This is a genomic window from Streptacidiphilus sp. ASG 303 (assembly GCF_020991365.1).
GTDB lineage: Bacteria > Actinomycetota > Actinomycetes > Streptomycetales > Streptomycetaceae > Peterkaempfera.
Window position 1 is genome coordinate 239,219 of the sequence record NZ_JAJLRA010000001.1, and the last position, 13,883, is coordinate 253,101.

General features: G+C 78.1%; 10 protein-coding genes. 4 read left to right on the top strand and 6 right to left on the bottom strand.

Annotated elements, in window-relative coordinates; translation table 11 throughout:
• The first annotated feature begins 31 nt into the window (after window positions 1-31).
• The 3 genes from LO771_RS01085 (at window position 32) to LO771_RS01095 (ending at window position 4,595) form a co-directional block, all read left to right on the top strand.
• Window positions 32-1,654, top strand: a complete 1,623-nt coding sequence (locus tag LO771_RS01085; RefSeq protein ID WP_230647363.1) for a glycoside hydrolase family 3 protein — start codon at window positions 32-34, stop codon at window positions 1,652-1,654.
• A 410-nt stretch (window positions 1,655-2,064) separates the two neighbouring features.
• Window positions 2,065-3,366, top strand: a complete 1,302-nt coding sequence (locus tag LO771_RS01090) for an MFS transporter (RefSeq protein WP_230647365.1) — start codon at window positions 2,065-2,067, stop codon at window positions 3,364-3,366.
• 380 nt (window positions 3,367-3,746) lie between these two features.
• Window positions 3,747-4,595: an SDR family NAD(P)-dependent oxidoreductase gene (locus LO771_RS01095; RefSeq protein WP_230647366.1), complete on the top strand. Its 849-nt coding sequence runs from the start codon at window positions 3,747-3,749 to the stop codon at window positions 4,593-4,595.
• Window positions 4,596-4,641: 46 nt separating this feature from the next.
• Here the strand turns inward: LO771_RS01095 and LO771_RS01100 are convergent, their stop codons facing one another.
• From LO771_RS01100 to LO771_RS01110, 3 genes are all read right to left on the bottom strand, one after another.
• The gene (locus LO771_RS01100; protein WP_230647368.1) at window positions 4,642-5,184 is read right to left on the bottom strand and encodes a DUF1697 domain-containing protein; all 543 of its coding nucleotides are present in this window, start codon (window positions 5,182-5,184) and stop codon (window positions 4,642-4,644) included.
• 343 nt (window positions 5,185-5,527) lie between these two features.
• Window positions 5,528-6,109, bottom strand: a complete 582-nt coding sequence (locus LO771_RS01105) for an AAA family ATPase (RefSeq protein WP_230647370.1) — start codon at window positions 6,107-6,109, stop codon at window positions 5,528-5,530.
• 262 nt (window positions 6,110-6,371) lie between these two features.
• Entirely contained in the window at window positions 6,372-7,502 is a 1,131-nt protein-coding gene (locus LO771_RS01110) for a peptidoglycan-binding protein (protein ID WP_230647372.1), read from the bottom strand.
• A 421-nt stretch (window positions 7,503-7,923) separates the two neighbouring features.
• Here LO771_RS01110 and LO771_RS01115 point away from each other — a divergent pair, with 421 nt between their 5' ends.
• Window positions 7,924-9,240: a GH25 family lysozyme gene (locus LO771_RS01115; protein WP_230647374.1), complete on the top strand. Its 1,317-nt coding sequence runs from the start codon at window positions 7,924-7,926 to the stop codon at window positions 9,238-9,240.
• 128 nt (window positions 9,241-9,368) lie between these two features.
• Here LO771_RS01115 and LO771_RS01120 read toward each other — a convergent pair whose 3' ends face one another.
• The 3 genes from LO771_RS01120 to LO771_RS01135 are packed head-to-tail and all read right to left on the bottom strand — an operon-like array spanning window position 9,369 to window position 13,773.
• Window positions 9,369-11,507, bottom strand: a complete 2,139-nt coding sequence (locus tag LO771_RS01120) for a prolyl oligopeptidase family serine peptidase (RefSeq protein WP_304944745.1) — start codon at window positions 11,505-11,507, stop codon at window positions 9,369-9,371.
• Window positions 11,504-12,985, bottom strand: a complete 1,482-nt coding sequence (gene lysA / locus LO771_RS01130; RefSeq protein WP_230647376.1) for a diaminopimelate decarboxylase — start codon at window positions 12,983-12,985, stop codon at window positions 11,504-11,506. Before lysA ends, LO771_RS01120 begins: the two co-directional genes overlap by 4 nt.
• Window positions 12,982-13,773: a helix-turn-helix domain-containing protein gene (locus LO771_RS01135; protein ID WP_255743579.1), complete on the bottom strand. Its 792-nt coding sequence runs from the start codon at window positions 13,771-13,773 to the stop codon at window positions 12,982-12,984. The genes lysA and LO771_RS01135 overlap by 4 nt, the downstream gene beginning before the upstream one ends.
• Window positions 13,774-13,883: the final 110 nt, after the last annotated feature.

The following is a 13,883-nucleotide window of genomic DNA, read 5'->3' on the forward strand; positions in this document are numbered from 1 at the left end:
GCCCGGCCACCCGACCACGCAAGGACCGCCCATGCCCGACCGCGCCTCCGACCCCGGCCTGCTCCGGCTGGCCGACGCCGTCCTCCAGCCCGGCTTCACCGGCACCACCGCCCCGGACTGGGTGCGCCGCCGGATCGCCGGCGGCCTCGGCTCCGTCCTGCTCTTCGCCCGCAACACCACCGGCCCGGCGCAGACCGCCGCCCTCACCGCCCAGCTGCGGGCCGAGAACCCCGACGTGATCGTCGCGGTGGACGAGGAGGGCGGCGACGTCACCCGGCTGGAGGCGGCCACCGGCTCCTCCTACCCCGGCAACCTGGCGCTGGGCACGATCGACGACGAGGAGCTGACCCGGGCCGTCGCCCGCTCGGTCGGCCGCGACCTGGCCGCCGCCGGGATCACCCTCGACTACGCCCCTGACGCCGACGTCAACAGCAACCCCCGCAACCCGGTCATCGGGGTGCGCTCCTTCGGCGGCGACACCGCCCTGGTCGCCCGGCACACCGCCGCCTGGGTGCGGGGGCTGCACGAGGGCGGCGCGGCGGCCTGCGCCAAGCACTTCCCCGGCCACGGCGACACCTCCGTCGACTCCCACCACGGCCTGCCCGTCGTCGACGCGGGGTGGGAGGAGCTGGCCGAGGTCGCGCTGCCGCCGTTCCGGGCCGCGGTCGACGCCGGGGCGCGGGCGGTGATGACCGCGCACCTGCTGCTGCCCGCCCTCGACCCGGACCACCCGGCGACGGCCAGCCGGCGCGTCCTCACCGGGCTGCTCCGCGAGGAGCTGGGCTTCGACGGGCTGGTGGTGACCGACGCCGTGGAGATGGCCGCGGTCGCCGACCGGTACGGGGTGTCCGGCGCCGCGGTCCGCGCCCTGGCCGCCGGGGCGGACCTCGTCTGCGTGGGCAACCGGGGCGGGGACCGGGTCATGGAGGAGCTGCGGTCGGCGGTCGCCGCCGCCGTGGCGGAGGGCGTCCTCGCCGAGGAGCGGCTGGCCGAGGCCGCCGACCGGGTCGCCCGCTTCGCCGCCTGGTCCCGCAAGCTCCAGGCCGACGCGCTCGCGACCGCGGGTCCGGCGGACGGTACGGAGCCGGCGGACACGGCGGGCGGCACGGGCGGCACGGGCGGCACGGGCGGGGCGGGGCGGTCGGACCGGGCGGTCGGCCTGGAGGCCGCCCGGCGGGCGCTGCGGGTGCGGACGGGCGGCGCCGCCGTGACCGCGCCGCCCGCCGGGGCGCCGCACGTCGCCGAGTTCAGTCCGGCGGCCACCGTGGCCGTCGACGCCTTCACCCGCTGGGGTGTCGCCGGGCGGCTCGCCGAGGTCCTGCCGGGCACCACCTCCCAGGTGCTCACGGCCGCGGACGCGGACCACGGCCCGGGCCTCGACACCGGCACCGGCACCGGCACCGGCGACCGGGTCGCGGCGGCCGCGGCCGGGCGGCCGCTGGTCCTCGTGGTCCGCGACGCCCACCGCCACGCCTGGATGCGGGACGCCCTGCTCGACCTGGTCGGACGCCGCCCCGACGCCGTCGTGGTGGAGATGGGCCTCCCCGGACTCCCCCCGTGCGGAGCGGTCCACGTGGCCACCCACGGCGCCGCCCGGGTCTGCGGCGAGGCGGCCGTCGAGGCCGTGCTCGCGCACCTGCGGGGACGCCCCTGACCGGCCGGCCCGACCGGCCAGGCCGCCCGGCTCCCCCGGGATCCGGAGGCCCCCTCCCCCGGCAAGGGCGTCGCCGGGGGAGGTGCGCCGGTGGACCACCCGTCGGCGGACCACCCGCCGGCGGGCTCTCGTCCCGGCGGCGAGCCCGGCCTCGCGCAGCACCGCCGGGTGGCGCCCGGCCGGGCCGGGTGGGAGCCCGAACCGGCCGGGTGGCCGCCCGGCCGTGCCGGGCCGACGTGCGGTGCGCCCGGCACCGTCACCGGCGCGGGCGCCCCGGCGGGCGGCGGCAGGGCGGAACGGGCCCGGGACCGGTCCTGCGGGCCCAGCCGCAGCGGCGCCGCCCTCCGTCGTCCCCCGGACCCCCGGGAAAAAGTTGTACCCGTACCGTCGGCCTCGGCAGACTGCGGTGCATGCTCCCACCGCTCCTGCGCCACCGGGACTTCCGCCGTTTCCTCACCGCGCAGTCGGTGTCCCTGGCCGGCACCTCGATGGCGCCGGTCGCGCTGGCGTTCGCGGTCCTCGACGCCTCGGGGCGGCCGCGCGACCTCGGCGTGGTCCTCACCGCCCACATGGTGCCGCTGCTCCTGTTCCTCCTGGTGGGCGGGGCTACGGCGGACCGCCTCCCGCGCCGGGCCGTGCTGGTGGCCGCGAACCTGGGCTCCGGGCTCACCCAGGGCGCCACCGCCGCACTGCTGCTCACCGGCCGGTACGCCCTGGCGCCCGTGGCCGCCCTGGGCTTCCTCAACGGTATCCTCGCCGCGTTCACCACCCCGGCGCTGCGCGGCATCGTGCCCGAACTCGTCCCCGGCGACCGGATCCGCCAGGCGAACGCGCTGCTGGAGTCGGTGCGCAACACCGCGAAGGTCCTGGGCCCGAGCCTGTCGGGCGTGCTGGCCGAGGCCGCCGGGGGCGGTCCGGCCCTCGCCTTCGACGCGCTGACCTACCTCGTCGCGGCGGGCTGCCTCACCTGCCTGTCCCCCCTCGCGGCCGTGCCCGCCCGCCCCCGCACCTCCGGCCTGGCGGCCGACATCCGCGACGGCTGGGCCGAGTACCGGCGCATCCGCTGGGTGTGGACGGTGTCGCTGGGCTTCTGCGCGGTCAACCTGGTGCAGGTCGGCACCTGGCAGGTCCTGGGTCCCGTGCTGACCCGGCAGGGCGGCGGCGAGGCGGCGTGGGGGTTCGTGCTCAGCGCGCGCGGTGCGGGCCTGCTGGCGGCGAGCGCGCTGGCGTACCGGCTGGTGGTCCGGCGGCTGCTGCGGCTGGGCCAGGCGGCGAGCGTGCTGGGCGCGCTGCCGCTCCTGGCGCTCGGCGCGCGGCTGGACGCCCCGTGGCTGGTCGCCGCCGCCCTCGCCGCCGGGCTGGGGTCGGGCATCGCGGCGGTCGGCTGGGACACCTCGCTGCAGGAGCACGTCCCGCCGCACGCGCTGTCCCGGGTGTCGTCCATCGACGACCTGCTGTCCTTCGCGGCGATCCCCGTCGGGCAGCTGGCGGTGGGGCCGCTCGCTGACCGGTTCGGCGGGCCCGCCGTGGCGGTGGCGGCCGGGGCCGTGTACGCCGCCGCGGCGGCCGCGCCGCTGGCGTCGCGGACGGTGCGGCACCTGCCGCACGGACGGCCGGCTCCCGCCGCGGAGTCCCCCGCCGCGGAGGCCCCGGCGCCGGGCACTCCGGCGGGGACGGCGTCCGCGGGGGCGTCCGGGACGGGACCGGGGTGAGACGGGCCCTGCGCCGTGCGGGCGTCAGGCCGTGGCGAGGGCGTGGAGCGCGGTGACCGGTGCGCCGGTCGCGGGTGGTGGCGGTGGCGGTGGCGGTGGCGCAGGGACGGACGCGGACGTGGGCGGGGCCGGCCCGGCCGGTGCCGGGGAGGACCAGGCAGCGGGGGAGGACGGCGGCCCGGGGGGTGTCCGGCCTTCGCCGACGGGCACCGGCGGGGCCGCTGCCCCGGCGGTCGGGGGCGGCCCCGTCCGCCGGGGATGACCGGGGATGACCGGGGATGACCGGGGGTGACCGGGGGTGACCGGGGGTGCCGGATCCGACTTGGTGTCAGCTGCGCTACAGGGGAGGCGTTCCGGGCCGCGCCGGTAAGGTGCGGGCCGTGGCGGAGAGAATCGCGTGGGTGACCGGGGCGAGCAGGGGCGTCGGGCGGGGGATCGCCCTGGCGCTGGGCGGGGCCGGTTGGACGGTGTGGGTCAGTGCGCGCTCGACCCGGGTTGCCGGGTCGACCTCGCACCTCCCGGGCAGCGTGGAGGAGACGGCCGAGGCCGTCACGGCCGCCGGCGGCCGCGGCATCGGTGTGGTCTGCGACCACCGCGACGACGAACAGGTCCGGGCTGCCGTCCGGAGGATCGACGCCGAATCCGGTGCGCTGCACCTGCTGGTGAACAACGCCTGGGCCGGCTACGAGCGGCTCAACGCCGGCGCCTGGGCCGAGTGGAACGCCCCCTTCTGGGACCAGCCGCTGGAGCTGTGGGACGCGATGATCGGGTCCGGTGTCCGCACCCACTACGTCAGCAGCGCGCTGTGCGCACCCCTGCTGCGGCGGACCGCGGGCAGTGCGGTCGTCACGGTGTCCATGGACGTCGGAGCCGCACAGACGGACGCGGACGCGAACGCGAACACGGACACGGACACGGACATGGACACGGGCGCCCACGGTGTGGCCTACAGCGTCGCCAAGGCCGCCGACGACCGCCTGGCCGCCGCGATGGCCCGGCAGTTCGCCGCGGACGGGGTGGCGTCCGTGGCGCTGTACCCGGGCCTGGTCCGCACGGAGGGCGTCATGCAGTTCGCGGACCACCTCGACCTGGACGACTCCCAGTCCCCCCGGGGTGTGGGGCGTGTCGTGGCCGCACTCGCCGACGACGCGGAACTCATGTCGATGACCGGCCGGAGCCTTCACGTCGCCGAACTGGCCCGCCGCTACCAGGTGGACGTCTCCACCTGATCCGGCGAGGGACGGCGTGCCCGCGCCGTCGGCCGCGGCAAGGGCGTCAGGACGCGGCGAGGGCGTGGAGCGCGGTGACCGTGCGCCGGTTCCTGGTGGTGGCGGCGACGCCGAGGCGGCGTTCGACGAAGGCGTTGTTCAGCTTCGTCCGGCCGTACCCGTCCGGGCAGTGGAGGTGGACCTCCCGCCCCTGGAGGGAGAACCGGGCGGTCTCGCCGGGCGGCACCTCCAGGCGGGCCGCCCGGTCGGGGGCGGGCTCCTCGGCGAGGAAGGTGACGTGCAGCGCGGCGGGGTCCGGCTCCTCGCCGGCGAAGGGGTGGGAGGCGAGGATCCGGGCGAGGTCGCCGCCGGTGCGCAGCAGGACGGCGGTGTCCACCCCGAGCTCCGCGGCGATCCGCTCCTCGGCCTCCGCCGCGAGGGTCCGGGCGTCCCGGTCGGCGGCGGCGGTGAAGACCACGTTGCCGCTCTGCAGGTACGTCCGCACGTCCCCGTGCCCGAGGCCGGTGAACAGCTCGCGCAGGTCGGCCATGCCGACCCTGGTGCGGCCCCCGACGTTGACGCCGCGCAGCAGCGCGATGTGCACCGGCATGCCCGGCCACCTCCTCGGTCGTGTGTCCGCGACCGGCGCGGACCGCTCGTCGCACCGCCGGACGGCCCGGGCACCGGGGGGCGGTCGCGGGGGCGGGCGGCGTGCTGCGGATCGTACCCGGGGGCTGCGGGAGCGCGGCGCACGTCCGGTGTGCCGCCGCGGGACCGGCCCCGTCCCCCGCCGCCGTCCGGCGGCGTCCCCCGGTGGGGCGGACGCCGCGGGCCGGCCCCTGCGCGGCCCGGGCACCGGTCCGGAACGGGACCGGGCGGCGGAGGACCGGCCGCCCGGAGGACCCGGGGCGGTGCGCCGGCCGTGCCGGAACGGGCACGACGGACCCGGCCCGTCAGCCGCTGCCCGCGGACGGGCCCGTGGCCGGGGAGGCCCGGATGAAGGATGCGACGGCGTCCAGGCCCGGGCTGTAGCCGTTGCAGGTGTCCACCGCGAGGGTGGGGACGTCCAGGGAGATCGGGACGAAGGACTCCAGGGAGTGCTCCCCTGCGGCGACGGCGTCGAGCAGGTCCCGATCGGCGTGTGCGGCCCGGTGCGCGCTCGTCCGGACGCGTCGGACGATGCGGTCGTGGGCGACGGAGGCGGGTGCCGTGCAGCGGATGACGCGGACGTGCGCGAGTCCGGCGAGCGGTTCCAGGTGGGGCCGCCACAGCCGGTCCTGGAAGGCGGCCTCGGCGACCACGGTCACCCGGGCCCGGAGGAGCACCTCCAGGACGTCGAAGAACGCTTCCAGCGTGGTGCGATTGAGGGGGTCGTCGCCTCCGCTCCGGTGTCCGGGGGTGGACAGGACCATGCCCTGCTTGATCTCGTCGCGGACGACCGCGGGGCATCCGAGTTCGCGCGCGAGCGCGTGGGCGAGGGTGGTCTTGCCGGTGCCGGGCCCACCGCTCACCACGGCCAGGACGGGTGATGTCACGGCGCACCTCCGGGGTCGCCGGCCGGCGGTGGAAGGGTGGGGCGTCGGGGTTCCGCGGTCGCCTCCTTCGGCCGGCGGGGCACGGCGACCCCGCTGTCCACGTCCGTCCACGACGGGGCGCGGTGCACCGGGCAGTCCGGCGGCCCGCCGGGCCGTCTCCTCCCGTGCACCGTACCGCGGCCGGGCGGGCGCGGCCGGGCAGGCGGACGGCCCCCGTCCGCCGGCCGGTCGCGGGACCGGGCAGGCGGACGGGATGCCGGGTTCAGCTGTAGTGGTAGTAGCCGATCAGGCCGGAGTGGTTGGCGACCGGCTCGGACTTCACGAAGCTGCCCGTGGCGGGGGCGTCGATCATCGTGGGGACCCCGGAGGAGGTGCCGGTGTAGATGCCGACGTGCGCCGGGCTGGTGCGGCTGGTGCCGAAGAAGACGAGGTCGCCGGGGAGGGCGGCGGCCTGCGTGACCGCGTGGAAGCGGGGGTTGGCGATCTGGTCGTCGGTGACCTGCCCGATGTCGCCGACGCCGGCCTGCCAGTACGCCCAGCGGGTCAGCCCGGAGCAGTCCAGGCCGACGGTGTGGTCGGCGGGGCACGGCTGGATGACGCCGGTGTAGTCCTGGCAGGTGCCGATCGAGGGGCCGGTGGCCGCGTCGTCGTGGCCGCCGCCCCAGACGTACGGCAGGTAGGCGTTCAGGGCGGCCTGGGCGTACCCGACGACGGCGGCGTAGCGGCCGGCGCCCTGGTCGACGGGGGCGGGCGGCACCGGCTGCCCGTACAGGGCGGCCTTGGTGGCGGCGTCGACGTCGCCGGTGGCGGGCAGCCCGGCGGAGGACTGGTACGCCTTGACCGCGGCGAGGGTGGCGGGTCCGAAGTCGGCGTCGACGGTGAGGGACGCGCCGTGCTGGTTCAGGAGCCGCTGGAGCTCGGTGGTGCAGCCGTCGTGCTCGCCCTGCCGGACGACGACGGCGCAGTGCGGCGAGGTGAGCCGGACGGCGGTGAGCGGCGAGGCGTAGAGGGCGCTCTTGGTGGACGGTCCGACCTGGCCGTCGACGGTGAGGCCGACGGCGGACTGGAAGCTCTTGACGGCGGTGAGGGTGGTGGGGCCGAAGTCGCCGTCGACGGCGATGCTGGAGCCGTGCGTGTCCAGCAGGTTCTGGAGCTCGGTGACGCAGCCGTCGTTCTCGCCCTGGACCATGACGGAGGGGCAGGAGGACGAGGTGAGGGGGACGGGGGCCGGTGCGGCCTGGGCGGTGGCGGCGGTGCCGGCGAGCAGGCAGCAGGCCGCCGCGGCGGCGGCGAGGAGGCGGCCGGAACGCAGGCGTCCGCGGGCGGGGGTGCGGGCGGTGCGGGGAGTGGTGCCGGGGGCGGTGGTGCGGCGGAGCGGGCGCATCGACGGCATCGACGACCTCCGGTGGGCGTGGGGGCGCCGGGCGTGCGGCCGGCGCCGCCGGCGGCGAGGACGCGGCCGACGGGGCACGAGTGTCGCGATCCGGGGTGTCCCCGGCAAGGCCTCCGTCACAAACTTTCTTCCTTCGCACCCGAAGGGAAAACGGGCGCCGTCGTGCTGCGACGGCCGCCCCCCGGCCGCGCCGGCGGGTCAAAGCCGGGAGCGACGACCTTTCCCACCAGTGCGGAAACCGAACTGACGGACCGTCCGGCGAGGATGACCCGGTGGTCGCGCGCCACGGTCCCGCACCAGGGAGTCGACGAAACTTTTCGACCGAGCCCTTGCCCTCACGGTCAATTTCCGCACTACTGTTCTCCAGCCCCTCCGGAGGCCTCCCCCCTCCGGCACCGCGGCCTTCCCAGGAGGACACCCGATGCCGCACCCCCTGCCGCCGTCGCCGCGCCTGCGGTTCGCGGCCGTGCTCGCCGCCGCCGTCCTGCCGCTCGGCGCCACCGCGCTGGGCTCCCCCGCCGCCGCCCTGGGCAGGCCGGCGCCCGCGCCGATCAGCCACCCGGACGCGGACCACCTCGGCTCGACCCTCCGCGGCCGCGCCCACGACCGCGCCGCCGCCCCCACCGCCCCCACCGGCACGTCGACCGCGACGGCCACGCCGGCCCTCGCGGCGGCGCTCCCGGCGGGCGCGCGGCCGCTGGGCGTGGACGTGGCGAGCTACGAGGGCAGCGTGGACTGGGCGGCTGCCGCCGCCAAGGGCGCCTCGTTCGCGTACGTGAAGGCGACCGAGGGCGTCACGTACCAGAGCCCCACCTTCTCCCAGCAGTACAACGGCTCGGCCTCGGCCGGGCTGATCCGCGGCGCCTACCACTTCGCCCTGCCGGACCGCTCCGGCGGCAAGGCGCAGGCGGACTTCTTCGTCGACCACGGCGGCACCTGGACCGCCGACGGGCGGACCCTCCCGCCGCTGCTCGACATCGAGTACAACCCCTACGGACCGACCTGCTTCGGCCTCAGCCAGGCCGCGATGACCGCCTGGATCGCCGACTTCGGCAACGAGGTGAAGGCCCGGACCGGCCGCACGCCGAGCCTGTACACCACCACCGACTGGTGGACCACCTGCACCGGCAACTCCCCCTCGGCCGCCGCCGACCCGCTCTTCGTCGCCAACTACAACGGCTCCCCCGCGCCGCTGCCGGCCGGCTGGACGGGCCAGCACATCTGGCAGTACGCGGACTCCGGCGTCCTCCCCGGGGACCAGGACGTCTTCAACGGCACCGCCGCCGACCTCGCCGCCTTCGCCGCCGGGACCGGGGGGACCCCCGCCGCGCCGCCGGCCCTGTCCTGGCCCACCGTGCAGCAGGGGCAGACGGGCTACCGGGTGAGCATGGTGCAGCACCTGCTCAACGCGCACGGCGCGTCGCTGACCGTGGACGGCGACTTCGGGCCGGGCACCCGCTCCGCCGTCGTCTCCTTCCAGAGCGCGCAGGGCCTGTCCGCCGACGGCGTGGTGGGCCCGCGCACCTGGCAGGCCCTGGTGTCGACGGTCGGCGAGGGCGCGTCGGGCAGCACCGTCAAGGCCGCCCAGACCGGGCTGGACGCCCACGGCGCGTCGCTGACCGTGGACGGCGGCTTCGGACCGGCGACCCGGGACGCGGTGGTCTCCTACCAGGTCGCGCAGGGGCTGCCCGCCGACGCCACCGTGCAGAAGCCGACGTGGCTGGCGCTGGTCGCCTGACGGCGCCGGCCGCGGCGGGCGTGCGGGTCCGGGAGGACCGGCACGCCCGCCGCGGCGTGCCCGCGGACGGCAGGGCCCGCGGGTGCGGCGGCCGGACCCGCCCCCGCGGGCCCGGCCGCCGGGGCGGGTCAGCCGGCCGCGGCTCCCCCGGCCGCCGCGGGCTCCCGGGGGCCCTCCGCGGCGTGGCCCATGGCGTGCGCGTACAGCTCCAGTTCGGCCTCCAGGGAGGCGGCGACGCTGGACGCCCGCCGGAAGCCGTGCCCCTCGCCCTCGAAGACGAGGTACCGGTGCCACAGCCCGCGCGCGGCCACCGCCGCCACGATCCGCTCGGCCTGGTCGGGGCGGCAGATGAAGTCGTCCGCGCCCTGGAGCATGACCAGCGGCCGGGTGATGCGGCCGGCGTTGCCCAGCGGGGAGACGCGGTCGTACCGCTCCCGGTCGCGCGGCAGCTCGCCGACCAGGCCCTCGACGTAGCGGGACTCGAAGTCGTGGGTCTCGCCGCCGGACCACCGCGCCGGGTCGCTGATCGGGTAGTAGACGGCGCCGCAGCAGAAGGCGTCGGTGGAGGACAGGCAGGCGAGCGCCGTCCAGCCGCCCGCCGAACCGCCGCGGACCGCCGTGCGGGCCGGGTCGGCGAGGCCGAGGCGGGCCAGGTCGGCGGCGGCGGTGACGCTGTCCTGCACGTCCACCACGCCCCAGGAGTGCCGCAGCCGCTCGCGGTAGGCGCGCCCGTAGCCGGTGGAGCCGCCGTAGTCGACGCTCGCCACGGCGAAGCCGCGGGAGGTGAAGAAGGCCGTCTCGGTGTCGGGGGTGACCGAGGTGGAGCTGGTGGGCCCGCCGTGCACGTGGACCAGCAGCGGCGGCGCCTGGCCCTCCCCGGCGTCCGTGCCGCGCGGGTCGGGGCCGGTGGGCGCCCAGTACACGTAGTGCACCCGCTGCCCGTCGGCGGCCGTCGCCGTGCGCCGCTCGCCGACGGGGCGCACGGCCGCGTACGGGTCGGGCTCGGCCGGGACGCAGCGCAGCGGCGGCTCGACGGGCCCGCCGGGCGGCGGCAGCGGGACGCGCAGCAGGGCGGTGGAGCGGTCGGCGGCCCCGGCCAGGACCAGGGCGTGCCCGTCGCGGGCCCACAGGTCGGAGCCGAACTCGGTCCAGCCGTCGGCCAGGGCGGTGAGGGTGCCGCTCCCCGGCTCCCACAGGGCGAGCTGCTCGTCGCCGTCGCGGTGGCGCAGCACCACGCCGCGCGGCGTGACGGCGAAGAAGGTGGCGCCGACGCGCCAGAGGGCGTCCGCGCACTCCCGCTCCATGGGCAGGACGCAGGCGGCGGTCGCCGTGCCGTCCGGGTGCAGGTCGACGCGGTGCAGGTTCCACCAGCCGTCGGGGTCGGCCATCGCGTAGAGGGAGTCGGCGTCGCGCCACTCGGCCTGCGGCACGGACACGCCGGGGCCGCCGAGGACCTCGGCCTGCTCCACGGCGGTGCCGTCCTCCAGGCGGGCGACGACGAGCCGGGTCTCGTCCCAGGGCATGCGGGGGTGGTCCCAGCCGATCCAGGCGAGCCGGGTGCCGTCGGGGCTGATCCGCACGCCGGAGAGGAAGTGGTGGGAGCGGGCCACCACCCGCACCCGGGCGGGGTCGTGGGCGGCGGAGCCGTCGAGCGGCACCGCGACGATCGCGCGGGCGGTGCGGGGCGCCGGGTCGGCGTCGTCGGGCCCGGTGGCGGCGCGGGTGGTCTCGCGGACGCACCAGACCTCCCCGCCGCCGGGGGCGGCGACCGGGTCGGCGTAGCAGGTCTCGGTGCCGTCCTCGTCGGGCGGGGTGAGGGGGACCGGCTCGTCCGCCGCCTCCGCCGGTCCGCCGGGGCGCAGGGCCGGGACGCGGGTGCGGTAGAGGCGCTGGTCGCCGTGGTGGGTGAAGACCAGGAGGTGGCCGGCGTCCGGGTCGGGGGCGACGAGGTAGGGGCGGCCGCCGTAGCCGAGGGAGCGGTTGCGCACGGACCAGGTGCCGCCGAGGACGTCCTGCGCGGCGCCGCCGGGCAGGGCGCGGCGCAGGCGGACGGTGGCGGTGCTCGGGTCGGAGGCGCACCACCACGCCTCCTCGCCCGCGCCGGACGGCCAGCTGCTGCTGCCGGAGCCGGCGGCCACGTGCGCGGCGGTGACCGGTGAGGGCCGGGCGCCGCCCCGCGGGGCGGGGTCCTGTGCGGCCGGGCCCTGTGCGGCAGGGCTCTGTGCGGCGGAACCCCGTGCGCCGCCGTCGTGCTGCTCGCTGCTCATCGTGCCGCCCTCTCCAGGTCGATCTCCGCGCCGCCCGCGTCGCGCCGCGCCAGGTCCTCGGGGGTCTCCCGACGGACCATCAGGCGGGCCCGCCCGTCGCGGACGGAGACCACGGCGGGGCGGGGCTGGAAGTTGTAGTTGCTGGCCATGACGTGGTGGTACGCACCGGTGGCGGGCACCGCCAGCAGGTCCCCGGCGGCGAGGTCGGCGGGGAGGGCGATGTCGGGCACCACCACGTCGCCGCTCTCGCAGTGGCGGCCGACGACGACGCTGTGCACCGGCGGGCCCTGCAGGCCCCGCCCGGCGCTCCAGGCGGTGTACCGGGCCTGGTACAGCGCGGGGCGCAGGGCGTCGCTCATGCCGCCGTCCACGGAGACGAAGCGGCGCCGGACACCGTCCTTGACGGCGCCGACCCGGTACAGGGTGACCCCGGCGGTGCCGATGAGCGACCTGCCCGGCTCGACGGCCAGGGCCGTCCCGGCCGGGTCGAGGACGTCGGCGATCCCGGACCGGAGCGCGGCGGCGAACTCGGCGGCGGGCAGGCGGCGTTCGCCGGGGAGGTAGGCGATGCCCGCGCCGCCGCCGAGGTCCAGCTCCCGCACGCGGACGCCGTGGCGCTCGGCGAGGGTGCGGGCGAACGCGGCGACGCGGCGGGCGGACAGGCGCAGTCCGGCGGCGTCGAGGAGCTGCGAGCCGAGGTGGGCGTGGAGGCCGGCCGGCCGCAGCGACCCGGCGGCGGCGACGGCGAGGACGGCCCGCTCGGCGCGGCCGCCGGTGACGGGGAAGCCGAACTTGACGTCGTCGCCGCCGGTGGCCATGTAGGCGTGGGTGGCGGCGGTGACGCCGGGCGCGATGCGGACGTGGACGTCCTGCACGCGGCCGGCGGCCCGGGCGAGGGCGGCGAGCCGGTCGATCTCCTCCAGGCAGTCGACGACGACCGTGCCGACGCCGGCGGCGACCGCGGCCCGGAGCTCCTCGGGCGCCTTGTTGTTGCCGTGCAGCACGATGCGCGCCGGGTCGAAGCCCGCGTCCAGGGCGAGGCGCAGCTCGCCGCCGCTGCACACGTCCAGGTGCAGGCCCTCGGAGTCGACCCAGCGGACCGCCTCGGCGCAGAGGAAGGCCTTGGAGGCGTAGTGCACGCGGTCGGCGCCGCAGGCGCGCCACTCGCGGGCGCGGGCACGGAAGTCCGCCTCGTCGACGACGTAGAGGGGGGTGCCGCAGGCGGCGGCGAGGTCGGGCAGGGCGACGCCGCCGACGTGGAGGACGCCGTCCACGGTGCGGGCGGTGAGCGGCCAGACCTCGGGGGCGCGGTCGGGGCCGGCGGCCTCGGCGAGGGCGGCGCCGGCGGCGTCCGGGCCGGCGTGGGGGGCCTCGTGGCCGTCGGGGGCCTCGGGGGCGTCGGGGCCCTCGGAGGCGTGGGATGCGTCGGGGGCCCCGGCGGGGGGGGGGGGCGGCGGGGCGGTGCCCGTCGGGGTCATGGTTCCTGCTTCCCGGTGAGGACGGCCAGCAGCAGCAGGTCGTCGGTGGCGTCGGTGACGCGGTGCTCGGCACCCGCGTCGAAGTGGCAGGCGTCGCCGGGTCCGAGGGTCCGCGCGGTGTCGCCGACGTGCAGCCGGCAGCGGCCGGCGACCACGACGACCGCCTCCTCCCCCGCGTGCCGGACGGGCTCGCCGTGGTCGCCGGGGTCGGCGTGGACGAGCCGCAGGGACAGGGCCTCGGAGCCGTGCGCGGTGAGGTCCCAGACCGCCCGGTGGCCGGGGGTGCGGGCCAGGGGCGGGACGGCGGCGAAGCGGGGGGCGAAGCCCGGTCCGGGCCGCTCCTCGGCGCCCGGCGCGAACAGGTCGCCCAGGGAGGCGCCGAGGGCCTCGGCGACCTGGGCGAGGGTGCGGACGGTGGGGTTGGCCGTGCCGGACTCGATCTGCGAGATGTACGCGGTGGACAGGCCGGAGGCGGCCGCGACCGCGCTCAGGGTGAGCCCGGCGCCCCGCCGGATCCGGGCGACCGCGCGCCCCGCCTCGGCGGCGGCGCGGTCGGCGGCCGGCACGGGCAGCTCGGCGGCGGGACCGGCGGGACCGGGCTCGACGGGATCGGGCTCGGCGGGACCGGGGCCGGGCCCCGGAGCGGTGCGCTCCGGAAGGGCGGGTGACGGCGCGTCGACCGCGTGGGTGCCGCCGGTCGACGGTCCGTCGGAGGACCGCGGTGCGGAGGGTGACGGCCCGTCGTCCTCGGAAGTGGGCGGGAGCTGGTGATCCCTTGACGAGGTCATATGCCGACAGTAATACTCGCCCAACTTTTAGATCAAGCAATCCGCCGGAGCCGTTAACTGACGGTACACGCCACCCCTGCAGCCCCGTGCCGATCCGACCGAAGGGCACC